This window comes from Cupriavidus sp. 94F1, from assembly GCF_057798875.1.
Map to the genome: position 1 here is coordinate 130,556 of NZ_JBYOJT010000012.1, position 25,425 is coordinate 155,980.

Sequence of the window (25,425 nt, forward strand, 5' to 3'; positions counted from 1 at the left end):
ATACTCAGGCCCCCGAGGGCGCTTGGACACTGGGGGGTGCGATGCCGGAGTCTTTGTCGACCGTATCGCCAGGGATGATCAAGCGGTTCGCAACCTGCAAGCCCCCCGGGCCAATGACGACATTGTGGAAAGCGGTATCAAAAGCGCTGTCGCGCATTTTCACCACGCCAATAAACCGCCTCAGTTCGCCGTGCATGCCTGCCTGTCGCAACAAGACAAGGTTGTCCATCAAGCTGGTGAATTCAGGAAGGGGGTCTGTACCGGCAAGCCCATTGAGGTCTCGCATCTCCAGCGTCGCGACGGACGACACACCCAAGGCGCGCAATTCGTTCGTCAGGGCCGTATAGAATTCGCTCAGCCGCGCTGGATAAACCGCCGCCCGTTCGAATCCGGTCATACCGTCAATGAACAGGCGATGCACGCGTCGCTGGCGAACCGTATCGAGAAGCTGATGACCGAGAGAGTCGAGCAGGTTTTCGGTCATCGGGTTCCAAAGGACAATGAGCGCACCGGCGCGTTCCAGTGCCTCCAGATCAATCCCGAGTGCTCGGCCTTTGGCTTTCAGTCGTTGTGGCGATTCATAGAAGCCAAAGTAGAGCGCGGGCTTCTCGGGCGTCGCGAGACTTAGGAAGTTCAGCCCGAAGGTCGTTTTGCCGCTGCCGGCAGGGCCCATCAGGAGGGTGACGGCCGCAGGGGGCAGGCCGCCTCCGATCAACTGTTCCAGGCCGTGTACGCCTGTTGCAATGCGCTCGTCGCGCAGCCATTCCTCGCTAGACGGCGTACCAAGAAGTGCCTCCAGCCGGGGATACACGTCAATGCCGGTCTCCGAAATCCGGTACTGATGCAAGCCACCCAGGGCGGCACTGCCTCGAGACTTGGAAATGCGCAGCTGGCGGACCGTGCGGATACCTACTAGTTCTTCCTTGAGCTGTATGACCCCGTCGACCATGGTGTGCTCTGGGCTCACATCGTCGATTGGGGCGCTGGTCAGGAATAGCACCGTGCAACCAGTGAAAGCGGTATGACTCTGCAGTTCGGCCACGAATGTCTTGACGTCAAGCGCGGACTCCGCCTTGTCTTTTGCGATCAGCAGTCCATCGAGCACTAGGGTCGTGCAGTGATGCCGTGCAAGCTCACTGCGCAATGCGTTGACCAGTGCGGCGAGCCCTTCCTCACGTAGTACTTTGAACAGGCTTATATAGAACAGATCCCGCCCGACTGCAGACGGATCGTAGAAGTCGAACATCGACAGGGCTTGAAAGAGCCGGTCGTGCGACTCGGCAAGGAGGGTCACATATAGCGCCCGGCCGCCATCGCGGATCTGGTTGAATGCGATCTGGTTGGCCAGGATGGTCTTTCCGGCACCAGGGCTGCCTTGAACGATATAGGCGGCGCCTTTCACCAGGCCACCGCAGAGGATCGTGTCCAGGCCGGGAACGCCGCTTTGTACGCGGACAAGCTCTTTTGTCATAGCCGATTCAATGTCAGGACAGATGGCGATGTGGCCCCACCCGGGATGGGGGCAATTCAGCCTCTGCGCGCTTCGGATCACATGAATTTTAGACGACTCTGGTGCCGAAAGTACGGGATGCAGTCAATGAGAGCCATTTCGGTCAAAAATCTGGCGTGGCGACGGCGCCGATGGCCTTGCGTGCGCCCGGGCGCGACAGGTGGGAAGGGTCGTGTACAGCCACTGGGCCACGCCACGCCTGTATACAGCGCCGCGAAAGCTTGTTCGGGCAGCGCACTACAGACTCCGACGCTAAGGGAGGCAGCGCGGGACGACGATAAGAGAGTCAGCCCCGTCTCTGCTCGCTAACCAGGCAAGACGCCCGAAGCCATGACCTGGTTGGCCGACTAGGTGGCGATGAATTTGTCATGTTGTTGCGGTATGTCTCCGGATCTGCGGCGATCGAGGTTGCCGAGCGGATCATCGCACACACGTCCGGCATCCTGATGCAGGACGGGTTTCTTTGCTCCCCACGTCGGTAGGGAGTGGTACTTCAGAGCCTCAACTTTCATTGAGAACCGTCCCGGTCTTTTCGTAGGCCTGTCGAATCGGATCGGAGAGCCCAGTCTGGTAACCCGGGAGTCCATCAACTCCAGTCAGGTTAATGTCGTATGAGTGCCTTCCGTGCGGTCGGCGTCGCGCTGAACGTAGTCGGTTATACGGCAGACCCGCTACGGTGGGATAGACACGGGGGGCCATGTTCGCCTAAAGTAGGCGCCCCGCAAATTCCCTCCGTAGTGCCCATGCTGTTAGGCGATTTCGACTATCTGGTGCTGAAGGTGCTTCGCGCGCACGCCGGAAGATGGCAGCGGTCGGGGGACCTGATTCGTGAGGTCGCCGCGCGAGATGCTTCTGCCTACCCGAAGAAGGTCACGCGGTCCTTCCTAAAACTAGAAAACCATCAACTAGCGCAGCGCCGTGGCGAAGATGCCAATCGCGAATGGCGCGCCATGTCGGCCGTCGCTGTCAACAAGGATGCACTGCGGCCGCCGGTGGACCTGGCCGTCGCCTTACTGAAACTGCGGCAACTCGCTAATTCACATTTGCCGGCCACAGTAACGGATGGCTTGGCGGATTACTTCCGCGGTGCCGTGCGCGTGCTGGAAGAAAACGTGGCGGCCGCGCGGCTAGCAACGGCCCGAGCATGGATGGGCAAGACGACACGGCTCGACGGACGTTATCCGCTGATCGCGCCTCAGGTTCGCGAGGGTGTACTGGATGCTGTGCTCAACGCGCTCTATCAGGATGGCTGTGTCAAGATTCACTATCAGAATGGACGGACTTCCACCGTGGAGCCCCGGCAATTCACCATATTGCCGCTTGCGCTGGTGGAGAAAGGCCCGGTCCTGTACCTAGTGGCTGACCGCCCGCGTACCGATGGTGGCACCAAGCGACACCTGTTGCGCATGGACCGAATTCACGCCGCGGCCTCATGCGATGCCGTGCTGGCACGGGATGCGGCATTCTCGCTCGACGCATATGTACGGGACGAGCGGACTTTCGAGTTTTTCTCCGAACCGCCCGTGCAAATGGTGCTCCGCGTGCGCGAGGCGGGCGGTTTCCTCAGCCCCTTCCGCGAGCTGAAATTTTCGGAGGACCAAGCGATCACAGAGATGGACGGCGGGTTCATGCTGACGGCCACCGTCACGCCCTCGATCGCACTGAGCAATCTGCTGCTGGAACGCGCGGATGCAGTTGAGGTAGTCTCGCCGGCGGCCCTGCGCGCCGACATTGCGGGTCGGTTGCGGCGCGCGCTGGGCGCCTACGGCGAGGCGAAGTTGGCCGCTGACGACGAGAGGTCTGGCCACGCATAGGCTAGTAACACATCGGCTTCGGTGTTGGCTAGTTGCGAACGCAATACCTGCGTTGGCGTACTACTATGCGCAACTTCCATATCAACGTCCGACGCGGCCCCGATGCTGGCATACGACATGGCCGCGTAACCGCCACGCTGGGCGTTGTCGATCAACGTCCGGACGCTTGACGCCAAGGTCGTGGGAGACGCACCAACAACGCGATGCAGGCGCGCCAGCACGTTACACGATGCCAGCGAGGCAAGCCGCTTCCACCGGGCATTTTCATCTACTTCGCTCACGTCGATGATGGCCGCACCTGCCAGGATGCGGGCGGCGGTCACGAGGCTGCAGGAACTCGACGTGATCCAGCATCCCGTGCGGACCATTGGCAGATGTCGCGCTTCGCCTTCGACCAGCACGACGGCCGCAACGCCTTGCTCGCGTGCCACGCGCAACGCCTCGACGGGACCCATGAGATTCCACGGTGCCTGCATCGACGGTCCGGCAAGACCCTCGATGCTAACCATATGCACGATTAGGTCAGTGGGCCCGCCATCGTTATGGTCCGACCAGACGATACGCCGATCGGCGGCATTCAACGTATCCACGATGGCTCGAAGTGCGTCGCGGGCAATGCCCCAGCGCTGCACCGACAACCGCATTGGTGGGATGTGGCCGACTTCGTCGGCATTACCGGGACCGATCGGATGGTTCGGGGGGCTGGCATGGTCCTCACGATAGGAAAGCTTCGGCATGGGTTCGACCTGATCTGTTGCGATGCTCCGAGTCTTAACCTCCAGGTGGACAGTGGCTGTCCAGGATGGCTTACCCCCGTACTGGACACTGGTTGTCCGGTTCGCCGGCTATGCGGTGGTTCCGAATCGCCATGGACCGTGGTGACTTACTCTACAAATGAGCGCTACAGAGTGGCGCTTCGAAGGCCATGTTGAAGAGGTTGGGGCGACGTCCGTGGAGCTCCAGGGCAATACATTAGAAGAGACCCATGATTTGGCGGGACAACACGCCCCGCACGCTGAGGAAGGCAGCGAACTTCGTAGTGGGTGCTACCTGCGCCCAGGTAGGGGTGGAGAAGATCATCAACGCACCGTAATCGTTCCACGAATCCTCGGGGAGGCGACGACTCCGCCGACTGGACAGAATTTGTCCAGTTGCCATACGACACTGACCTTGCTGTTGCACGCGACGTGGCGCTACCGTCGTACGGCCACGCACGAGCGGGAAACCGCGTAACCTGAGGAGTCTACGAAATGATCATTTTCACTGCCTTCTGGGCAACTTTTACGCTGCTGCTCGACACCGCGATGGCGGCCTTTGGCGCCTGGCTTGCAACGACCCTGTTCGGAGCGATCGTAGTGGCGGCCTCTACCTGTGCGCTTTCGGTTGCATACAAGGCGATTTCGAAGGGCCCCCTGGAGGGTCTCCTTTAACCCTTACTCGGCTGGCCCAAGCCCAAGACGACCAAAGGTGCCTCGTCGCGGAACCGGGGCCCGTCGAGAACGTGATTCGCCAAGCCGTCAAACAACCAACGGCCCGACTGCGTGGGCCAGGGTCAACGTGCGTACGAGCTGGACACTGCTCAAGTCGCGCGGCGCCCGCCGAGGCACCTTGGTGCGTCGGGCCTTCGCAGGCCGGAATGCTGCTTCCCACGGAACGAGGCGAGCATGGACACAGGGAAACCTGGGCACGGCCTCTAAATGGGGATATCGCGTGATCGTGGATCGCGAGGGCCGCTTCGAAGGCATCGGTGATTCGCGGCCGCTTCCGCCTCGAAACGACAGTCGCTGGTCAGCACACTATCCGGTGCCCTGATGCCTGCGTGCGAATCCTACAGATCGGGAAGGCCCACCCCACCGAAGTAGGCTTCAGTGCGGGGAAGGCTGGCCGATAGGAGTTGATCACGTTCGCTACAACGGCTGGTCAGTCCCAAGGGCGAAAAGCAAGACTGTCATTCTCATTGCAGCACACAATCTACGATGACCAATATCAATCAATTTCTGCGCGACAACCTTGGCAAGGTTTCGAAGAATATGCTGGTCGCACCGGACATTCCGGAAAAGAAGCTCAACAACGCCGTGAAGGCGTTCTCGCACGGCGACAGCATCTCCCACGTCCCGTCCCACGTCGTGGCCCTGTTTGACAACACCTTGTTCGGCAGTGCCAAAGAGGGTCTGCTGTTCACTGGCGAACGCGTGGTATATCGGGAGACGTTCGGAGATCCGATCGGGATTCCGTACGCGAAGGTGGACGCCGTGCGCCCGCTGCCCACGGCCAAGGACGACACGAAGATGGAAGGGATCGCGGTCTCGCTTAAGGGCGGTGGGAGCGTCCAGTTCAAGAACCTGCTGGAGTGCGACTATGTGCTGCTGGCCAAGATTCTGAATTCTGCCACGCAGTCGTTCGAGGAATACAAGGAAGAAAAGCAGTTCTTGCCGATCAGCGAGATGAGCGAGACGCTGAAGATTGCCTATCTGAAGCTGATCGTCAACATGGCGGTAGCCGACGACGCCACGATCGACCGTCGCGAGTTCGCCGAGATCCTGATGCTGATGACGCGCCTTGAGCTGACCACGGACTCGCGCTTTGCGCTGCGCGGGTACATGGCCTCGCCTGAGGCGCTCGTGCCGGTCGAGGCATTGGTTGGCGAGCTCGACGCTGCCTGTCCCGATGGCCAAGAGCGCTCAGTCCACGTCTCGTTGGTCAAGGACCTGATTAACGTCTACCTGAGCACGGGCGGCAAGGATGTCAAGGAGTTCGCATTTCTCGATAACCATCGGAGCCTCTGGAAGGTGACGGACGACGAGATCGACCTAGCGCAGCGTGTGATCCGCAACGATCACAACATGATCAACGAGGATTTCTCGGATGACCAGATCGTCGCGGCGCTGAAGGACATCTCGGCCAGAGCCGCCGCGGTCGGCACGCCCCTGGCTGCCGTCTACCTGTCGGGATCGGTGATCGGTCTATCGGCGGCGGGAATGACGTCCGGGCTCGCCGCGCTCGGCATGGGCGGATTTCTCGGCCTCTCGAGCATGGCCACCGGCATTGGGGTTGCAATCCTCATCGGGGTGGGTACCTACGCGGGTATCAAGAAGCTGACGGGCGCGAACGAACTCACGCGCGCGCGACGCCGGGAGCTAATGCTGCAGGAAGTCATTAAGCAGACGCAAAGTACTATCTCGCTGCTGATCGGCGATATCAATTATATGACCACGCGCCTGAACGAAACGGTCCAGGCGCACGGTACACAGGACGCGAAGGTCAAGGAGTTGCTGAACGTCATTACCCAGATGACGGCGGCAGGTACGGTGTTGAGGAACCGTGCCGAAGACGTTCAGAGCAGCGCGACGCGCTTGCGCTGCGCCGCCAACCTGGATCTGGACAAACTACGCATGCTCACCCGCGAGCCGACCAAGGCAGATCTCTACGACTTTATCGTGAGCTTCTACGAGGAGCGAGAGATGACGGAGTCGAAGGTTAACCACATGGTCATCCGGCGCACGCACACATCGCGTGAGCTGGAAACACTCGCGCGGGCATTCGAAGCCATCGGCTACTTTAACGTTGGTGACGTCCTCATGGGATCGGCCATGGACGCGGCAGGCAGGGCGAAAGACAAGATCGCAGGGCTCTTCTCGTGAGTCGTTCCGGCAAGTTTGACGACGAGGCGCGTGCGCTCCTCATCCAGACGCATCAGCTTGAGCAGGCCGACAGGAAGCTTGGCGAGCTCGAATTGGCGATGGATGCGATGCAGGCATCGCAACGCCAGAACGCAGTGTTGCTGGACGAGGCGATCGCCGTGGCCACCCTCTCGATGCAGGCAAGTGAGCACGTAACGATCGTCTTTGATGAGGCCGACCTCTGGTTCGACGCGCCCAAAGACGCTGCCGGCGACGGCTGTCCTGCCGCGCCAGCGATCGCGCTGCTCGACACCATCGGGGCGCCAGACGCTGGCGCATCCGGATGGGCGCAATACCTGGTCGACATGGAGTCGTACCGGTCACGCCACCAGTTGGGCGCCCTGGAAAGCCCATTCAACCAGTTAATGACGCCCCCGCAGCGCGTAGCCCTGGAGCAGCGAATCAAGACGGAGTTCTCGATTCAGGGGCCCTGCTGCGACAAGTACGACTACATGATCGCGGGAACGGTGGGCCTGATCGGCGGCATCATCGATATTCTCTTTGTTGGTCTGCCAGGACAAGGCGTACTCACGAAGGTTACGGACGAATGGGTCAACAGTGCGGTGCGCAAGTTCGCTTCCATGGTGGGCTGGAAGGGCGCGCGCGATGGCAAGGATCCGACCGCCAGCGCGATCGGATACCTGGAGCGCCTGTATCGCGTGAACTATGACCACCGGCATGGTGGCGATGTGAACGGCGCGTTCAGGATGAGCACGATGAACCATCACATCAAAAGTTTGGGGCATTCCCCAGACCTGGTGGGGCTGTTCTTCTCCATCCTCGGACAATTCACTAACACGGCGCACTTCGTGTCGGGTGGGAAGCTGATCACTATCGATACCGAGAGCTTCGAGTTGCAGGGCGGCACGCTGGCCGCGAAGCTTTTCGCGGGCTTTGCCAACTGGCTGGGACACCTGTTCTCCGATGTGGCAGGCTCTTCCGGCGCATCCGGACGGGGATCCGGCATTCCGATTCCATTCTATTCGCTGCTGCAGTTCATCGACGCTGGCGAATTCGGACAGCACCGACAGACCTTCGCCACCATTGCGGTCCAGGTGTTCGAGGACGGCTACGACCTGCGCCATGGCTTGGCGATGGCCATTCCGGTCTTGATAACAGAAATGCTGACGCGCCTGCTATGGGTGATCAAGCAGCGCTTCTATCACAAGCGCCCGTGGCGGGATTGCATCCCTTCGGCGAGCGTCTCGGAGCTTCGCCGGATGTTGCTGGTCGCCCATGGTGCGCTGTGCCTGGTGGACGTCGCGGATGCCACGCTGCGATCAGGCGGTGACCTGGTGCAGTTCATGCTGCGCAGTAATCTGATTGCGTGGGTGCGGCTTGGTTCCCTGGCCTTGAAGGAGTTGACTGCCTTGGTGCGGCAAGGGAGTCTCGATGTCGAGCGTGTCGATGCGCACCTGGAAGCAGAGTATCGGCGGATGCTAGGGGGCTGAGCGTGGCAGGCACGCGCCTCGGAATTTTTACCGCTCGTGTCAGTCTTGCACTTGCAGGCTGCGAGCAGGAACTGCGTCTCCGTCAGTATGAGGTGCGATGGTGGCCAGACGGCGCCGCTGACTGCGTTCTGGGAGCGAATGAGGGTGTCTATATGAAAGGCGGTTACTTCGGAACTCTTGATGCTCAACGACGCAATGAAAAGATGGCTGCGACGTGTCCTGCACGCCGTCGCGAGTTGGTGGCTGCGCTTACTGTCTCTCCACTGGAGAACCGACATTTTCACCAAGTCAGGCAATGAGGTTCGTGCAATCACGCCGGCTTAGCGGTATCGTGGGGTAGCCGATGTGGGCAGTGGAGCGTGCCAGCAGCGTGCAACTTTCCATGCCTCTTGAAACCGTTCGCCCATATTCCATTGGCTATGTACCGGACTTCGATCATTTGATAACGCCGATGCAATGTCTCTTGATGGCTGACCTGCCTTCAGAAATCCGGGAAACGGCCGTTCAATGTCAATCGATAGATGCTAGCCTGAGAGCCGGGGCAAATCCTACCTCTGAGCCTTTAGTCACTGCGCTCTTGAACAACACAAAGGCGCATTAACAGTAACGGCCAATTAGTTGCCCCTTACGGGCTCTCCCATCGTAAGTCGCCGCGCCTTATCCAAGCCGCGGCTCGAGGATCTCGATAGAGACAAGTTTTCTATCTTCAATCAGACGGGTAATGCGCGCCAGAATCCGCTGGCCAACAATTACGGGGCCCGATGCGATCGGGTTAGCTCGCGCGTGACGATCCGCTCCCTCTTCTCGGTAGCCAATGTCGATGAAAACGCCCTTGTCATTGATGGCGGTGACTTTGCCAACCACGTTCATTCCCACACGAAAATCGTCAAAGCTGAAGGTGGTCTTCGGTTTCGCTTGGTAGCCGAACTGGATGGCCTGCATGTTCCTGACCTCATAAACGCTGGGTTCTCGATCTCCGGCACGGTGGAAGGTCAGTTGTGCTGACGTAGGGACATTCCATACCTTGTTAGAGGCATCTCGCCCCGTCGATGACACCAGGGCATAAGGAGAAGGGGCACGAAAGATAGAGGCCACGATGCTCCGGTCAACGTCAAACTCCGCCCGAGACACTAATTTGCGATTGAAATTAGTGCCTTCTATTTCGTCCGAACGATGTTTGCCAATACTCAGGATGTCCCCGCAAAGCGTTCGACCACCATGGAGCAAGATCACATCCCAACCGCCCAACTCCGCAAGCGACTGGCGAAACGCGACGATCTCGGGGGAGGGGCTCGGCGCTTCCCCCACTTGTGGTTTGCAGCCAAAGAAGCGCATCAGCGCATGGAGCAGCCGAAGCAAGAATGGTTCCTGACCGTTGGGCATGAGGTCTTCCAACTCTTCGAATCGGAGCACGTCCGGGCGACTGGCAATCGCGTCATCCAACCAGAGGTTGCCGTAAGGATCGTAGAAGACGACGAAATGTCGCATCGCTACGGGTGTCCGGCCTTTGCTCATATGGTGAAGCCGCAGGATCTCAGTGCGATCGGCGACGTCCTCGAACAGTTTCCCGCCGTTGATCAAGTCGCCCTTACGGTTGCGCTGCATCACACTCCCGTCGCGGCCTAAGCTAACCTCTCCGGTCCAGTTTTTCAGTTCCACAACGATTGCCTCGTTGGGGCCAGTGAAAACGAAATCCATCTCCCTGCGACGCTTCGCGGTTGGGTCAGGGACACGAACGCCATTGACCAACTCCCATCCGGTGCCGATCAATCGAGGCGCCAGCGCGTTGCATACCTCGTGTTCAGCTTCATGCCCGCGAAGCGATGTGTCGCTCGAATCGTGGTGATAGGCCTTCGTATTTTTGTTTGCTTCCTTGATGCGATTGAACAGATCGATCATTGCGATTGTGTCGTTAGGACATCGTCGGAGAATTGAAGATCAATTGTCTACGATGTAACCAGTCCCGTCGAGGGTCCCATTGTTGCAGCCTTGAGGCGGCGCCATCGGCGATTCGTTGGCGGATAACCGGTCGTTGAGCGGGAGACCGAGATCTCGGCTATTCGAATGGGATGCGTGGTCGACCGATGGCTTCTGGCGTGCGCCGTGCTTAGGAGGCGCTCCAGTGGGTGCAAGTCCCCCCGGCAAGCGCTCTAGCCGGGAGTAGTCTGCCCAGCCATAGAGGCAACGAAGTGGCTGAAGCCTCCGGGTGTCCCAGGCAAAATGCGGCCGCATCTTGCCTGGGACAGACGGTAGGGGAAGCAGTGTTTCCGTGGTCCACCGACTGTCTTTCCAGAAGAAGGCGTCAAAACGCATCGCCACGCGGACCGAGAATGCCGACGCGGCGAGCCGAGCGGCCGTACTGTCCACGCTTTCCTCTAACCAATTCTTGCGACGTTTGCCAGCGTCGTCGAACGGGCCGCTGCTGAGGGTTTCCACGCCGGCTTGCTCACCACCGTCTTCGGAAGTCTCCCCGATTGCAATTAGGGCTCGCGACTCACTGCGGAAGCCAAAGAGGGCTGTCCCAAGCCTTCAACTCCTCAAGAAAAGCTCTTAGCTTCGACGGCATAAAGCGGCGCGTCGGATAAACGGCGTGCACCGATATCTCCGGCGATGACCAGTTCGGCAAGATACGCACAAGCTCACCGCTGGCGATCTGCGCATCGGCATATCCGGAAGGAAGGAGCGCGATACCATGCCCGCGGCGTACAAATGCGTTGACGATGTGGAAGTCACGTGCGGCGACAGGGCCGGTCACCCGGATCTTTGCCGACTTTCGGCCGCTCATCAAGTGCCAGTCCGTCTCATTGTTCCGGGCATTGATCAGAACGCATGGATGCTCGCTGAGGTCTTCTGGCCGAGAGGGGAGGGCATGAGTCCGCGCATACTCCGGCGACGCAACCAAATACCGCACACTTCTTCCTACGCGTTGCGCGATCAGGCTGGAGTCTTGCAAATCGCCGAAGCGAATGGCAACGTCCACGTTCTCTGCGATCAGGTCCAAGAACAGGTTCGTGAAGTAAAGGTCCACCTGGATACCTGGATACTTGTTCAAGAACGCCGATAGAAATGTGTAAAAGGGCTCATATTCCAGCATTACCGGCCCCGATACTCGCAGCAGCCCTTCCGGTTTGCGCTGCGTCTCGGTTATCGCATGCTCCGCGTCGAACAGGTGACTCAACGGCTCACTGCACTGATCGTAGTAAGCGCGCCCCTGCGTCGTCAGGCTGAGCTTGCGCGTCGTACGTTGCAAGAGCGTCACGCCAAGGCGTTGTTCCAGGGCGGTGACCTTCCGGCTCACCGTCGAGACCGGCATGCCCAGCGCCTGCGCTGCGCGGCTGAAGCTATCGAGCTGCACCACACGCACGAAGACGGCGATGTCGTTCAGATCCGTAAGTTCGGTCATGGCGACTTTTGCATACGTGGAAAAGAGATTCCAGATATTCTAGTCTAATCAAAAATCGCGCCGTAGCCGAGACTTGTCTCCAAGCAGTTCAACCTCCCTTGGAGAACAGTCATGTCAAGCAAAGTCGTCCTCATCACCGGTGCATCGAGTGGAATCGGAGAAGCCACCGCAAGGCTGCTGGCCTCGCAAGGCGCAACCGTCGCACTGGCCGCGCGTCGCATAGACGAGCTCAAGCAAATCGCTGCAGATATCCAGGCAAAAGGCGGCAAGGCGTCCGCGCACCACGTCGATGTCACCGACCAGGCGCAGGTCGATCGCCTAGTCAGCAATGTCGTCGCCCAGCACGGCCGTCTCGATGTGATGGTGAACAACGCTGGGCTGATGGCCATCGCGCCCCTGACGCTTCGGAAGACCGAAGAATGGGAACGCATGATCGACATCAACATCAAGGGGCTTCTCTACGGCGTCGCTGCTGCGCTCCCGATATTCGAGCAGCAGCAATCGGGTCATTTCGTGAACATCGCGTCGGTTGTTGGGCTGAAGGTCTTCAGCCCGGGCGGTACGGTGTACTCGGGCACCAAGTTCGCGGTTCGCGCCATTTCGGAAGGGCTGCGCCACGAGGTGGGGGGCAACATTCGCACCACCGTGATCTCGCCTGGGGCGATCGACACCGATCTCAAGTTCGGCTCCGGTGACAAGGCAAGCCGCGATTTCGTCGTCGATTTCTACAAGATGGCCATTCCGGCCGATGCAATTGCGCAGGCTATCGCATATGCCATCGCCCAGCCTGCGTCCGTCGACGTGAATGAGATCGTGATCCGTCCCACGGTGCAGGATTTCTAAGAAGCAGGGCGGCCGGTATCGCGCCGCCGCCTCTGGAAAAGTCTCCACGCGCCGGCCCTTGCGGTTGGCGCCCCCCCCCCCGATTGATCATGCGGTGCGCGCCATCTCCACAGTATTCGCCGGCGTGTCCATCGCCAGCGTCATCGGATCGCCTATCACCACGATATTGGCCGACGCGTTTGGATGGCGGATGGCATTTGCCGCCGGCGCCGCACTCTGCGCCACCATGTCGCTCCTGATGTGGAAGTTCTTTCCCCGCATGGAGGCGCTGCCCGAGGACACCACCCATGCGTCTTTCAGGTCGCTGATCCAACCCAAAATCGTGAGCCATCTGGCGATGTCTTTTCTCGCCTTGACGGCCATGTTTACGTCCTACACCTACCTCGCCGACCTACTGACGCGGGTCGGGCATTTCAGCAGTACCTCGACCGGCTGGATCCTGATGGGGTTCGGCGTTGCGGGCGTCGTTGGCAATGAAATCGCGGGCCGGTTCGTGGATGTGAATCCTCTACGTGCGGCAGTTGCCGCCGTTGTCATCGCCGGTCTCGCCATGGCGGCTTTTCCCTACCTCCTCGATAGCCGTCTCGCTGCCATGGCAGCGCTCGCGATCTGGGGCGCCGCGCATGCGGCCGGGTTCGTGACCAACCACGTGCGGACGATTCGTGCAGTGCCTCCTGCGCTCCAAGACGTAACGGCATCGCTCAGCGTTTCCATCTTCAACGCCGGAATCGGCATGGGTGCGGTCGTTGGCGGCAACGTCATCGGCGCGCTTGGCCTGCCCGAGATCGGTGTCGTTGGCGCGTTAATCGGCGTTCTGGCGTTGAGTGTCGCGACGGCGCTCGCTGTCGCTGCCAGAAGTCCCGGAGTGATCCCAGATCGAGCCGGTGCGGTCCTGTCACGCCAGCAATGCTAAGCCCAATCATCGAACTTTACCCTCTAACTCGGAAGCAACTCATGACTACCCATAAGAATGAACATTTCAAGCGCGTCTGGTTCATCACCGGTGCAACGCGCGGCCTAGGCGCGCAGATGGCGAAGGCTGCCCTTGCCGATGGCAATGCGGTTGTTGCAACAGGTCGCAACGCCTCCGCAATCGTCGAGCGGCTGGGCGATTCGCCCGCGCTGCTGGCGCTCCGCCTTGACGTGACGGACGCAGGGCAAGTTCAGGCGGCTGTCGATGCCGCCATCGACAGGTTCGGTCGCATCGACGTACTGATCAATAACGCGGGGTTCGGGCTGCTTGCTGCCATCGAAGAATCGAGCGACGCCGACGTCCGTCGGATCTATGAAACCAACGTTTTCGGTTTGCTAGGCGTGATACGAGCGGTGCTTCCCACGATGCGCAAGCAGCGTTCGGGCCACGTTATCAACCTGTCGTCGATCGTGGGTTATCAGGCGTCAGCGGGCGTGGGCGTGTATAGCTCGACGAAGTTCGCGGTCGAGGGCATTACGGAAGCGCTGCACGCGGAACTGAAGCCGCTGGGCATCCATGCAACAATGATCGAGCCAGGATTCTTCCGCACGGATTTCCTGGACACATCGTCGCTTGTGGTCGGCACGGACGTCATCGACGACTACGCCGAGAGCTCGGGCAAGCTGCGCGAGCTTGCCGTTGGCATCAATCACAACCAGCCCGGCGATCCAGAGCGGTTGGCAACGGCTGTCGTCGCGCTGGTTAACGCGGAAACACCGCCGTTGCGCTTGCCGCTCGGCACCGATACGCTGCAAGCTATCGCCGGCAAGAATGCGTACGTGGCGACAGAGACGGAGGCATGGAAGACGCTCTCGGCGTCGACAGATTTCCCGGCGGAATGATCTGCCATCCTGTAGGCCCTGCTGACTGATCGACCAACGCGCGACCGCGCCAACCCGAATCGGAACAACACTGCAGTCCCATGAAAAAGATCGGATTTCTCTCTTTCGGCCATTGGGGCCGAAGCCCAAGCTCTCGCACAAGAACCGCTGCAGACGTGTTGCTGCAGTCGATCGATTTGGCTGTCGCCGCCGAGGAACTGGGCGCGGATGGGGCATTCTTCCGCGTCCATCATTTTGCGCAGCAGTTGGCCTCGCCATTCCCGCTGCTTGCGGCAGTCGGCGCGAGAACCACACGCATCGAGATGGGCACGGGGGTCATCGACATGCGTTACGAAAACCCTCTGTACATGGCGGAGGAAGCCGGTGCGGTTGATTTGATTTCCGGCGGCCGGCTGCAGCTTGGCATCAGCCGAGGCTCCGGTGAGCAGGTCGTGGACGGGTGGCGCTATTTCGGCTACGCGCCTGCCGAAGGCGAAAGCCACGCCGATCTGGCACGGCAGCATACAGAGGTGTTCTACGAAGTCCTGCAAGGCAAGGGTTTTGCGCAGCCCAATCCACGTCCGATGTTCGCTAACCCGCCCGGCCTGCTACGCGTGGAGCCGCATTCCGATGGGCTCAGGGACCGCATCTGGTGGGGTTCGGGCTCTAATGCGACCGCGCAATGGGCCGCCAGAATGGGTATGAACCTGCAGACCTCGACGCTGAAGAACGACGAATCCGGCCGTCCGCTCCATATCCAGCAAGCCGAGCAGATTCGCGCTTACCGTGCCGCATGGAAAGAGGCAGGTCATACCCGGGAGCCGCGGGTCTCGGTTACCCGTAGCATCTTCCCCTTGGTCAACGAGCAGGACCGGGCCTATTTCGGCCGTGGCACGCAGACCGCGGATACCTTCGGCTTCCTCGAGGATGACGTGCAGAAGATTTTTGGGCGGAATTACGCTGCAGAACCTGACGTACTCATCGACATGTTGGCAAAGGATGAGGCCATCGCCGCGGCGGATACGCTACTGCTGACAATCCCGAACCAGCTCGGCGTGGAATATTGCGCCCACGTCATTGAGACCGTTCTGCAGCAGGTGTCTCCCGGTCTCGGGTGGCGTTGAAGGGCGCTTCTGCATCTGTAGCCGGCACCTCTTATCGCCGCTCGGTTATGCCAGTCGACGTTTGATCGATGATGCCTCGGAATCGACAGAAGCCTTTCGTAGTGGTTCAAAAGCAACACGGAGCCTGCAGGCCGCAGCGCTTCCAAGCCTCGTAAACGCATCTTTCGATCCGTAAAATGCGAAAATCCGGTCCCGAGGGACCAGTCGCCTATGCCGTTGCGGCTTTTCGCCGACGCCGCTGAGGTTCGCACGGGCGCCCGCACATTAAAACAATGAAAGCGCGGACATAGCCAGCAAGCAGACGGCTGCCGCGCGCAAAAAGGGGCGCCGGCTTGGCCGGCCAAAAATCCGCATGACAAGACATTCGAGTCTCTCCGCCGGTGAACAGCCGTGCCTGCGCGCCATTGCCGGCGCCGTCTCCCTCTTCATGATGTCCCTCGCCGCGTCGCCGGCACAAGCCGCTGGCGGCAACGGCGGTGCCGGGGGCTACACCGCCTTCCTACCGGGTGGGTGGGGAGGCTACCTCGCGGGCCAGGCAGGGCAGAGCGGCCTTACAGTGTTCGATGGCGATGGGACTGGCGGCGGCGGTGGCGCTCGAAACGGGGCCGGTGGCTCGGGTGGCATCAGTCCGTCTCAGACAACGCCGCTGGGGCTGGCGGGCACAGCGGGTACCGCGCCAGGCCAGTTCGGCGGCAATGGTGGTGACGGTCAATTCGACTATGCCTTGTTCACAGGCGGTGGTGGTGGCGGCGGCGGCGGGGGTGCGGATGGCATGGTGACGGGCGCTGTGCCCACGACCATCTCGGCCAGCGTGCGCGGCGGCAACGGCGGCAAAGGTGGCAACGGTGGACGGGATCTGACCGACCCGCTAGCGAGCTACCCAGGTGGCGGCGGTGGCGGTGGCGAGGGTGGTTACGGCCTGATCCACGCGGGGAGCGCCGAGATTTTGGTGAAGGCGGGTGGCGGGGTGTACGGCGGTTGGGGTGGCAATGGCGGGAATGGCGGGGGCTCGAAGCCGATGCCAATGCCGGGCCTATCAGGCGCGGGCGACGGCGGCGACGGTGGTGTCGGCATGTTGGTGAGCGCCGCTGCCACGGTGCATATCGAAGCCAATGCCGTGGTGGCGGGCGGCAACGGCGGGGTGGGAGGCAACGGCGGCGATGGCGTCTACGATATCTACGGCAGCCGGGGCGGCAAGGGTGGCATAGGCGCGACCGGCATGGAGCTGGCCAGCGGGTCCATGCTGATGAACGAGGGCACGATCAGGGGCGGTACGGGCGGCTTGGGCGGCGCGGGCGGCACGAACTTCGATGGTTCGCGGGCCGCTGACGGAATGCGAGGGATCGACGGCATGGGCGTGCGCGGCAGCAATCTAACCATCGTCAACAAGGGGACCATCGCAGCAGGTGGCCTCGGCGTGCCGGCTGTCCAGTTCACGGGGGGCACGAACCGCTTCGAGTTCTGGACCAACAGCACCGTGGGGCAAATCGACGCTTACGGCAATGACGACACATTGGCGCTGGCTGGCGACGCCGGCACTGCCACACTGACCGGCGGCATCGGCAACTCCGGCCTCTATCGTGGCTTTGAGCATTTCGAAAAAATCGGTGCCTCGGTCTGGACCCTCGCCGGTACCAACACCGATATCACAAGCTGGCAAATCCTGGGCGGTACGCTGGCGATTGCCTCGGACGCCAACCTTGGCGCGCCAGCCGGCACACTTGGGTTGAACGGCGGCACGCTGCGGACTACCGCAGCCATGACCACGGCGCGCGCAACGACGCTCGGGGCGGGGGGCGGTACGTTCGAGGTGACGAACGGCACGCTCACGTACAACGGTGTCATCGACGGCCCCGGCAGTCTGACCAAGGCGGGGAGCGCCACGCTCGACCTGAACGCCGTGAACACCTATGCCGGTGGCACGCTGGTCAGTGCTGGCACGCTGAGCGCAAACGTCAATGGGGCGCTGGGCACTGGCGGGGTCAGTGTCGATGGCGGCACGCTTCGCCTGTATGGGAACTTTGATCTCGGTGGCCGGCAGGTGGTCAATCGATCCGGCTACATCCAACTCTTCGGCGCAGGCAGCCTTGGCAATGCGCAGGTGACGAACCTCGGCGGGTTCACATACCTGCTCGGCAGCAGCACGGCGGCCAATGCGACGATCGTCAACAACGGCGGCGTGATGTCGTTTCAGGAGGGCAGCACCGGCGGTAACAGCCAGGTGACGACCCGCAGTGGCAGCTACACCGAGTTCTGGGGCTGGAGTACCGCTGGCAACGCCTCGCTGGTGACGGAGGCCGGGGGCTGGGTCGATTTCTCGGGCACGTCCGGTCCGGCGTTCGACCATCGGATCACCGCCGGCGCCATCGCCGGGGCGGGGCGCTTCCAGCTTGGCCGGAACGTCCTGACCGTGGGGGGCAACAACACGTCCACCACCGTAAGCGGCACGATCGAGGATGGCGGGGCCGGTGGCGGCAGCGGCGGGGGGCTCGTCAAGATCGGCGCTGGCACGCTGACGCTGAGCGGCGCGAATACCTATACCGGGGCGACGACGGTGAACGCGGGCACGCTGGCCGTGAACGGCAGTGTGGCAGGGGCGGTCACGGTGAACAACGGCGCCACGCTGAGCGGCGCTGGCAGCGTCGGCAGTACCGTGATTGCATCGGGCGGCACGCTGGCACCGGGCAATTCCATCGGCACGCTGACGGTCAACGGCAACTTGACGCTGGCGTCGGGTTCGACCTATCGAGTGGAAGCCGACCCGGCATCGTCGGCCAGCGACCGCGTTGCGGTGAGCGGTACAGCCACACTGGGCGGTGCGGTGGTCCATGTCGGCCCCGACGGCAACTTCGCGTCCACGCGCCGCTATAGCATCCTGACCGCCGGCACGGTGCAGGGCCGCTTTGCATCGATCAGTTCGAACTACGCGTTCCTCGACCCGACGCTGACCTATGGCGCCAATGAAGTCACCCTGGCACTCACGCGCAAGGTGGTGACGGACCCCGTGCCGCCCGTCTCGCCGCTCGTTCCGGGCGCAGGTGGTGGCACTAGTGGAGGCACCGCGCGTGCGATGCGCTTTGCCGATGCCGCAGTCACCGGCAACCAGCGTGCCGTGGCTAACGCACTGGAGACCCTGACGGACAGCAACCCGGTGCACGAAGCCGTGGTGACGTTGCCCGAGGGCGCGCCGCCGGCCGTCTTCGACAGCCTTTCCGGGGAGGCCCACGCCAGCGTGTCCACGGGTCTGATGACCCTGGCGGGTGGGGCGCGGGCGCTGCCGCTGGCGCATTTGAATGACAGCCTGTCCGCCGGCATGCTGCCCGGCGCGCCCATCGCCCAGCTTGGCGGCCTCCTGCCGGCTGCGGCACTGCCCATTTCCGCCGCCCAGCCGCTGTGGGTGGAAGTGCTTGGCAACTGGCAGAACTTTCATGGGAGCGCGGATGCAGCGCGCGTGCGCCAGCAGACTGGCGGCTTCTATCTGGGTGGCGACGGTGCGGTGGGGCAAGGCTGGCGCATCGGCGGCGCGTTCGGCTACGCCAACAGTACGCTGCGAGTGAGCGAACGGTCGTCGCGCGCCATCACCGATTCATTCAGCGCCACGCTCTACGGCGGCCGCGCATTCGCGCTTGGCGGCGGCAAGCTCAAATGGCTGTTCGGTACCGCCTATAGCTGGCACGACGCCGACACGGATCGTCAGGCCAGCCTCGGCGGAAGTACGGTGCAGTCCCTAACCGCCAGCTATCACGCCAGCACGGCGCAAGTCTTCACGGAAGCCGGCTTCGCCGTGCCTCTATCGGCGACCATCCAGCTCGAACCGTACGGGGGCATGGCGTGGAGCGACACACGCACGCGCAGCTTCGCGGAGACGGGCGGCTCGGCGGCCCTGCACAGCCCTGGCGATAGCAACACGTTGACCACCACAACGCTCGGCCTGCGTACCAGCGCCCGCGTCCAGTTTGGCGGCACTGACGCGGCGTTCTACGTCGGAGCCGGCTGGCGCCATGCGTTTGGCGACGTACGCCCGGCTACCACGCTGGCTTTCGATGGCAGCCAGCCTTTCACGGTGACGGGTGCACCGATTGCGCAGAACGCGGCGCTGGCCGAACTGCGCGCCGACTTCGCCATTTCGCCCATGGCCACGCTTGGCTTGCGCTATACCGGCCAGTTCGGTGGCGGCAACCAGGACCATACCGGCACGTTGGGATTGCGGTGGAGGTTCTAGCGTTGAGGGCGAGCGAGGAGGGCGGTTCGGTCGCTCCGGAAGGCGGCCTCTTCCTGGCACCATCCGTAGGGGCATGCTCGGAGTTCCTGGCCGGTAGCAGCCCCCCACCTTGCGATATCAATAAGGTGCAATTGCAGATCGTAAGGCGTGCGGCAGCGGGGTCGACTTCTACGGATGGTTGCCCTTGATTGCGACACGTTTGGGTCGTCTGTAACGCGGCCTTGCCTCTGCGGAAACACTAGTTACGGATTGTCACGAGTTAGCAGTCAACTGAGCGTGAAGCTGCCCCGTTTTTTGGCTAAGCGCGGCACATCGCAGCGCCTAAACCTCTCAGAAGGATTGTCGATCATGAAGAAGCTGTTCGCTGCCATTGCCGCTTTCGCCATCACTGGCGCCGCTTTTGCTCAGGGTGCTGCCCCGGCCGGCGCCACGGCCGCTCCCACGGCGCCGGCCGCTCCGGCAGCTACGGCGCCGGCTGCGAAAGCACCTGCCGCTACCGCGACCCACAAGCACGCCACCAAGCACGCCAAGGCAACCAAGGTGAGCGCCGAGAAGCCTGCTGCGCCGGCCAAGGCCGAGAAGGCTACGGTCAAGGCAGAAAACGCCGCGCCCGCAGCCGCCGTCAAGAAGCAGTAATACGACAGTAGGTCTGCGAGTTGACGCCACAGGCGGGCCCGCAAGGAAAACAGCCGACGATGTCGGCTGTTTTCTTTGGAGCAGACCGTAGGCGCTTTAGGCGGCGAGTGCCGCCGAACATAGCGGGCGGTAGTCGGTTGCCGACCATTGCAGCGCTCTGCCGGTACGACGCTGCCAGGGATTTGCCGGTCGCGTCGAAGACCTCGGAATTCGTGCCGGAGGTGGCAATGAACCGGTTGCCGAGGATCTGAAAGAAATAGATGTCGTCCAGCGGAAAGTTGGATCGGAGCACCTGTTCTTCCCCGTTGGCGAGCTTCCGCAAGACGAACTCGCCGCGGCCATTGACATACGCGGCGAGCGAACCATCGTCGGAAAATGCCACCTGGGATCTCGCGGTAAGGCGCCGACAAAAATCCCGGCTTCGTCCGAAGCCAATCGCTGACGGGCTCCTTGCTCGATGCGCGAACGCTGGAATGCCATAGCGCAGAGGCCGTGCTCATTCCGCTTGATCATCAGTGCGAGGATCTGAGCCTGGCCGTGCGGTTTTAGGTAGTCCGTATAAAACTCGGAACGCAGCAGCTCCTGCCTTGGCAACGCTTCGTCGCTGTCCAGCCAGTTGCCTGCGTCTTGTCGCATGGCTACGTGCGCCAGCATGTCGAGCCGGTGATAGTGCGTCGAATAGGCGGTGACCGTCGCCTGGGCCAGGCCGACCACGCCCTCAAGCTGCAGATTGAGCGCCGACTGATATAGCCAGCGACCGTCATCCAACCCTCGTTTGTCCGCGGAGATTTATATACTGAAGGGTTGCCTTCTTCACAGCCTGGCGTCGGTTCCCGACGCCCGATCGGCAATGAGGTAGCTGTTATTCATGGCCTTTGGATGACGCTGGCTATCAGCTTCCTTGCCGCCTGTTTAGCTTCCACGCGTAGTTGGACATGCTCGTTCAGGTTGTGCGTCCAAGCGAGGCCGCTTTCTTCGCCGAGCGTCTTCACCAGTTTGAGAACCTTTAACCGTGTGCAATGGTCCAGGAAGTTGCGGAGGACGGCAGGGTGAAGGCTTGGCATTGTGACGGTGATGTTCTTGACCTCCTCGAAGGTTTGTCCCTTCCCTACATCGCTGACGAGTTCCAGGAAGGCGCGTTCTGGCACGGAGACGAGAACAGATGGATTTTCTTCTGATATTGGCTTGAGGCCTTGGTCGTAGGGGAGCGAATTGTCGAACAGATTGGTCGTTTGGTACGTGTAGGTGAGGTACTTGCCGACCCATTCCGGAAACCGGTATGAACTCTGACCCCAGAGCATGACGTTCTCGCCGAATGCAATGTTGTGGGGTGCGCCATGCCAATCCAGAGCGGTTTTTCCCCCGACGTGAAGACCTTGGACTCGACGGCCCAAGAACGCCAGTATTCCGTCACGGGTGGGTTTGTCGCCTCGAAGTAAGTAGGCGCTTGGAGCGGCCCCCCGTATCTGAGGACACGAGGACTCTCTTAAAATAAGGGATAGTCTTGTGTCTATCAGTAAGCCTAGTCATTACGTGGAACCCATCGAAATTCTGACCGAGCCGGAACGTCGTCGGCGACGCACGGCTCAGGAAAAAATCGCCATCGTGCAGGAAACACTGGCACCGGGCGCATCGGTGTCAGCCGTGGCGCGGCGGCACGGCGTGAACCCGAACCAGGTGTTCGGCTGGCGCAAGCAATACCAGGAAGGCAGTCTGGCAGCGGTGCAAGCTGGCGAAACTGTAGTCCCGGCATCGGAGCTGGCCTCCGCCATCAAGGAAATCAAGGAACTGCAGCGCCTGCTTGGGAAGAAGACGATGGAAGTCGAGATCCTGAAGGAGGCTGTTGAGTGGGGCCGCTCAAAAAACCTGATTGCGCGCTCGCCCTTGCTGCCGGGGGACGACCATTGAAAACGGTCTGCGAAGTTCTCGGCGTAGCGCGCTCCGGTGTGGCGGTGAAACGGGTTCGCCCGTACGATTGGCAAGATGGTCGCAGCGCTAGAGTGACTGACGACACGGAACTGGTCGAAGAAATCCAGGCCCACGTCGCGCACCTGCCAACCTACGGCTATCGGCGCATCTGGGCGCTGCTGCAGCGCAGTCGAGAACAGGCCAGCGCGCCGTGCATCAACCACAAACGCGTGTATCGTGTGATGCGCGAACATGAGTTGCTGCTGCGCCGGCCTGGCGTGCGCCGAGACACTCGGCGGCATGACGGCCGCGTGGCCGTGGACCGAAGTAATACGCGCTGGTGCTCCGACGGCTTCGAGTTCCGATGTGACGACGGCACGCCGCTGCGTGTGACGTTTGCGTTGGACTGCTGTGACCGGGAAGCGATTAGCTGGGCAGCAACGACCGGCGGGCATAGCGGCGACGTGGTGCGCGACGTGATGCTGTCCGCCGTGGAGAGGCGCTTCGGAACCACGCAAACCACACAGCCCATCGAATGGCTGACGGACAACGGCTCGGCGTATATTGACCGTCGCACGCGACACTTCGCACGTGAGTTGGGCCTGGAGCCGCTGACAACGCCTGTGCGCTCGCCGCAAAGCAATGGCATGGCCGAATCGTTCGTGAAGACCATGAAACACAACTACGTCGCTTATATGGACAAGCCTGACGCACCTACGGCGCTCTCGCGTCGCGTCTGGCTGTTGCATTTGAGCATTACAACGAGCGTCACCCGCACAAAGCCCTGAAATACCGCTCGCCCCGCGAGTTCAGAAGGGCTGCTGCGTCATCAACCTAACGGTGTTCGAGTGTCCTGAGTTACAGGGGCAACTCCAGCGCTCCTCCCAAGCTGTTCGAGCCACCCTTCGCTGACCATATGACTAAGGGAGCGCTCAGACACGCCAATTTCGCGGAGCATCTGTGTGTCCATCGGCTGGCCACGTGGCGCTTGCGCCATTAGATTATGAAGTGGCTTGTTGCGCATTTTTTGCCATGTACGGTTTTGGATGCACGAAGCCCCGTCGAATTGTATGTTTTTGCATTAAATTTGCAAACAGCGTTCATCCAAAGGCGCCGAAGTGCTATAGGCGCCAGATTGTAGGCATCATTTGATGCTTAAAGTAAGAGGTTCCCATGCGTACCGCGATTGCGCTCGATGATGATTTATTGGCCAAGGCCCAAGCCTACACAGGGTTGAAGGAGAAGACAGCGCTCGTACGCGAAGCGCTAAAGGCCCTGATCCAACGTGAAGCCGCCAAACGACCGGCGAACCTCGGCGGGAGCCAGCCGGGCATCGAAGGGGTACCAAGTCGTCGGCAAGAAATCGAATGATTCTTGCCGACACCTCGGTTTGGATCGACGACCTCATCGCTTCTGATTCGATGCTGATAACTGAGGGGCGTGTGCTAATTTATCCATATGTAATAGGCGAGATTGCACTCGTTAGCCTTCGGAACCAAGACGCAGTGCTTGGCGCATTGCTGGATTTGCTGCGGGCGCCCGCGCTGCCGAGTGCCGGCTTTCCGGCTGCCGCCTTCCGCAGTGGAAAGTCAACTCCACCGTTTTCAATCTCACGCTGCTCAACAGCGACATGATCGGGCTGGCGTTGCACCGCACGGTGCGCCGGCTGGAAGAGTTGGGCGCCCTGCGGATCATGCCGTTGCGGCTTGCCTGTTTTGGGTCGGTGTCGATGTACTGGCGCGATGACGGTCTCAAGCGATCCGCCGTGGCCGCCATGCTGAAAAGCCTGCGGAATGCAGCGAACCGGGTCGGTGGCTTAGAAAAAGGGCACTCTTTGGCGAGTCGTCACCTCGCAGATCAAGACGCGCTCGGCGCTTTCTCCAAGCGAGCAGTAACCCATATTGGCTAATGGAAGAGTGTTCTTTCGGTTCTTGATATGAAAGGTTATCAAGAACCGTAAAAAAGGTCCCTTATCAAATAAAGCGTCCTATAGACCTCCTTGTTGATGAGTCACCCCCAACTGGGGGATGTGCCGCCCCTCTCGCGCTGCTACAGTCGCGCGCAAGCCCCCGACGAGGGCGCCACTGGCCGCGCGCCCCGGAAAGGGAGGGCGGCCACTTCTATATAAATACGGGTTGGGTCCATGTTTCCACACGCTCTTGCCGGCGCGCGCGCTGCCGGCCTCGCCTTGCTCACCGCGGCGCTGCTCGCCGCCTGCGGTTCCGACGACAGTCCCCCGACACCGGCCGCCACGCCGGCGGCCTCGCGCCTCGTGGTCGACACGGGCAGCGCCGCGCCGGTCGCCGGCGGCACGCTAACTCTGAAGGCGAGCTTACTGGCGGCCGACGGCAGCGAGCTGAAAGGCGCCAGCTTTGCGTGGACGTCCTCCGACCTAACCGTGGCTACCGTGGTGTCTGCCTCGGACAAGGCGCCGGCTGCGGTGTCGGCGTCGGTGATGGCGGCCGCTCCGACGCCGGTCGGCACCTATGCAACGGTCCAGACCCTGGCCGCCGGCGCAGCCGACATCACGGCCACGGCGACGCTCGCCGACGGCAGCCGCATCACCAGCGTCACGCACCTGGTGGTCCAGGCGGCGCCTGCCAAGTCGTATACCCTCGTGCTGAGTCCAGCCACCGTTGCCGTGAGCGCGGGCGGCGCGGCACAGACTGTGACGGTGGCCGTGCGCCGGTCGGACGGCGTGGACGGGGTAGCGGATCTCACCCACTGGTCGTGGACCAGCGATGACGCGAGCTTCGTGGCGACGCCAGCCGCCGACGGCCGCAGTGCCCAGGTCGCTAGTCCCAACTCGGCCACCGCGGCCGGCGCTGCAACACTGACCGCCTGCGCCGACGCCCCGGCCGGCGGGCGACTCTGCGCAAACGCTGCGCTGACGCGCAATGCCGCGCTGCCACCGACCTATACGGTAGGCGGCACGGTGTCGGGCCTTGCCACCGGTAAGAGCCTGCAGCTCGCGGACACCAATGGCGACACCCAGGTGATCAGCGCCAATGGCGGATTCACCCTACCCACGCCGCGGCAG

At 61.5% G+C, this 25,425-nt stretch carries 19 protein-coding genes and 4 pseudogenes; 15 read left to right on the top strand and 8 right to left on the bottom strand.

The features are described 5' to 3' along the window. Window positions 1-4 precede the first annotated feature (4 nt). Window positions 5-1,471: an RAD55 family ATPase gene (locus AC3FJ6_RS23415; protein WP_488773964.1), complete on the bottom strand. Its 1,467-nt coding sequence runs from the start codon at window positions 1,469-1,471 to the stop codon at window positions 5-7. A 365-nt stretch (window positions 1,472-1,836) separates the two neighbouring features. On the opposite strand from AC3FJ6_RS23415, the pseudogene AC3FJ6_RS23420 reads away from it, so the two are divergent. Together AC3FJ6_RS23420 and AC3FJ6_RS23425 are read left to right on the top strand one after the other, a co-directional pair. Further along, a pseudogene (locus AC3FJ6_RS23420) lies at window positions 1,837-1,992 on the top strand (diguanylate cyclase domain-containing protein); the annotation flags it as partial. 261 nt (window positions 1,993-2,253) lie between these two features. Further along, complete coding sequence (locus tag AC3FJ6_RS23425; protein WP_488773965.1) at window positions 2,254-3,324, top strand: helix-turn-helix transcriptional regulator; 1,071 nt, start codon at window positions 2,254-2,256, stop codon at window positions 3,322-3,324. Here the strand turns inward: AC3FJ6_RS23425 and AC3FJ6_RS23430 are convergent. Beyond that, window positions 3,273-4,061, bottom strand: coding sequence for a hypothetical protein (locus AC3FJ6_RS23430; RefSeq protein WP_488773966.1), 789 nt, complete (start codon window positions 4,059-4,061; stop codon window positions 3,273-3,275). The genes AC3FJ6_RS23425 and AC3FJ6_RS23430 overlap by 52 nt on opposite strands. 513 nt (window positions 4,062-4,574) lie before the next feature. On the opposite strand from AC3FJ6_RS23430, the gene AC3FJ6_RS23435 reads away from it, so the two are divergent. From AC3FJ6_RS23435 to AC3FJ6_RS23445, 3 genes are all read left to right on the top strand, one after another. Further along, a complete protein-coding gene (locus AC3FJ6_RS23435) occupies window positions 4,575-4,754 on the top strand; it encodes a hypothetical protein (RefSeq protein WP_488773967.1) in 180 nt (59 codons plus the stop codon). A gap of 546 nt (window positions 4,755-5,300) precedes the next feature. Further along, entirely contained in the window at window positions 5,301-6,965 is a 1,665-nt protein-coding gene (locus AC3FJ6_RS23440) for a hypothetical protein (RefSeq protein WP_488773968.1), read from the top strand. Beyond that, window positions 6,962-8,455 (top strand): hypothetical protein, encoded by a 1,494-nt coding sequence (locus AC3FJ6_RS23445; RefSeq protein WP_488773969.1) that lies wholly within the window; start codon window positions 6,962-6,964, stop codon window positions 8,453-8,455. The genes AC3FJ6_RS23440 and AC3FJ6_RS23445 overlap by 4 nt, the downstream gene beginning before the upstream one ends. Window positions 8,456-9,112: 657 nt before the next feature. Here AC3FJ6_RS23445 and AC3FJ6_RS23450 read toward each other — a convergent pair. Together AC3FJ6_RS23450 and AC3FJ6_RS23455 are read right to left on the bottom strand one after the other, a co-directional pair. Further along, the gene (locus AC3FJ6_RS23450; protein ID WP_488773970.1) at window positions 9,113-10,354 is read right to left on the bottom strand and encodes an NERD domain-containing protein; all 1,242 of its coding nucleotides are present in this window, start codon (window positions 10,352-10,354) and stop codon (window positions 9,113-9,115) included. A gap of 595 nt (window positions 10,355-10,949) precedes the next feature. Further along, window positions 10,950-11,858, bottom strand: a complete 909-nt coding sequence (locus AC3FJ6_RS23455) for a LysR family transcriptional regulator (protein WP_488773971.1) — start codon at window positions 11,856-11,858, stop codon at window positions 10,950-10,952. Window positions 11,859-11,969: 111 nt separating this feature from the next. Here AC3FJ6_RS23455 and AC3FJ6_RS23460 point away from each other — a divergent pair, with 111 nt between their 5' ends. The 6 genes from AC3FJ6_RS23460 to AC3FJ6_RS23485 all read left to right on the top strand — a co-directional run bounded on the left by AC3FJ6_RS23460 (window position 11,970) and on the right by AC3FJ6_RS23485 (window position 20,477). After that, a complete protein-coding gene (locus AC3FJ6_RS23460) occupies window positions 11,970-12,701 on the top strand; it encodes an SDR family oxidoreductase (RefSeq protein WP_488773972.1) in 732 nt (243 codons plus the stop codon). A gap of 94 nt (window positions 12,702-12,795) precedes the next feature. Beyond that, a complete protein-coding gene (locus AC3FJ6_RS23465) occupies window positions 12,796-13,614 on the top strand; it encodes an MFS transporter (RefSeq protein ID WP_488773973.1) in 819 nt (272 codons plus the stop codon). Window positions 13,615-13,655: 41 nt separating this feature from the next. Continuing rightward, window positions 13,656-14,516, top strand: a complete 861-nt coding sequence (locus AC3FJ6_RS23470) for an oxidoreductase (protein ID WP_488773974.1) — start codon at window positions 13,656-13,658, stop codon at window positions 14,514-14,516. Between the two features lie 80 nt (window positions 14,517-14,596). Further along, window positions 14,597-15,619 (top strand): LLM class flavin-dependent oxidoreductase, encoded by a 1,023-nt coding sequence (locus AC3FJ6_RS23475; RefSeq protein WP_488773975.1) that lies wholly within the window; start codon window positions 14,597-14,599, stop codon window positions 15,617-15,619. 772 nt (window positions 15,620-16,391) lie between these two features. Then, a complete protein-coding gene (locus tag AC3FJ6_RS23480; protein WP_488773976.1) occupies window positions 16,392-19,841 on the top strand; it encodes an autotransporter outer membrane beta-barrel domain-containing protein in 3,450 nt (1,149 codons plus the stop codon). 348 nt (window positions 19,842-20,189) lie between these two features. Continuing rightward, entirely contained in the window at window positions 20,190-20,477 is a 288-nt protein-coding gene (locus AC3FJ6_RS23485; protein WP_488773977.1) for a hypothetical protein, read from the top strand. Here the strand turns inward: AC3FJ6_RS23485 and AC3FJ6_RS23490 are convergent. The 3 genes and pseudogenes from AC3FJ6_RS23490 to AC3FJ6_RS23500 form a co-directional block, all read right to left on the bottom strand. Next, entirely contained in the window at window positions 20,464-20,859 is a 396-nt protein-coding gene (locus AC3FJ6_RS23490; protein ID WP_488773978.1) for a hypothetical protein, read from the bottom strand. The genes AC3FJ6_RS23485 and AC3FJ6_RS23490 overlap by 14 nt on opposite strands. Window positions 20,860-21,343: 484 nt before the next feature. Further along, a complete protein-coding gene (locus AC3FJ6_RS23495; RefSeq protein WP_488773979.1) occupies window positions 21,344-21,778 on the bottom strand; it encodes a type IV toxin-antitoxin system AbiEi family antitoxin domain-containing protein in 435 nt (144 codons plus the stop codon). Between the two features lie 24 nt (window positions 21,779-21,802). Beyond that, window positions 21,803-21,994: pseudogene (locus AC3FJ6_RS23500) on the bottom strand (AbiEi antitoxin N-terminal domain-containing protein); the annotation flags it as partial. Between the two features lie 25 nt (window positions 21,995-22,019). Between AC3FJ6_RS23500 and AC3FJ6_RS23505 the strand changes: the two are divergent. Beyond that, window positions 22,020-23,223: pseudogene (locus AC3FJ6_RS23505) on the top strand (IS3 family transposase). On the opposite strand, the gene AC3FJ6_RS23510 reads toward AC3FJ6_RS23505, so the two are convergent. Continuing rightward, a complete protein-coding gene (locus tag AC3FJ6_RS23510; protein WP_488773980.1) occupies window positions 23,215-23,409 on the bottom strand; it encodes an AbiEi antitoxin N-terminal domain-containing protein in 195 nt (64 codons plus the stop codon). The pseudogene AC3FJ6_RS23505 and the gene AC3FJ6_RS23510 sit on opposite strands and share 9 nt — an antisense overlap. A gap of 149 nt (window positions 23,410-23,558) precedes the next feature. Between AC3FJ6_RS23510 and AC3FJ6_RS23515 the strand changes: the two genes are divergently transcribed. From AC3FJ6_RS23515 to AC3FJ6_RS23525, 3 genes and pseudogenes are all read left to right on the top strand, one after another. Continuing rightward, window positions 23,559-23,756: a type II toxin-antitoxin system VapB family antitoxin gene (locus AC3FJ6_RS23515; protein ID WP_488773981.1), complete on the top strand. Its 198-nt coding sequence runs from the start codon at window positions 23,559-23,561 to the stop codon at window positions 23,754-23,756. A 259-nt stretch (window positions 23,757-24,015) separates the two neighbouring features. Continuing rightward, window positions 24,016-24,294, top strand: a complete 279-nt coding sequence (locus tag AC3FJ6_RS23520; protein ID WP_488773982.1) for a hypothetical protein — start codon at window positions 24,016-24,018, stop codon at window positions 24,292-24,294. A 234-nt stretch (window positions 24,295-24,528) separates the two neighbouring features. Next, window positions 24,529-25,425 (top strand): annotated as a pseudogene (locus AC3FJ6_RS23525) (hypothetical protein); the annotation flags it as partial.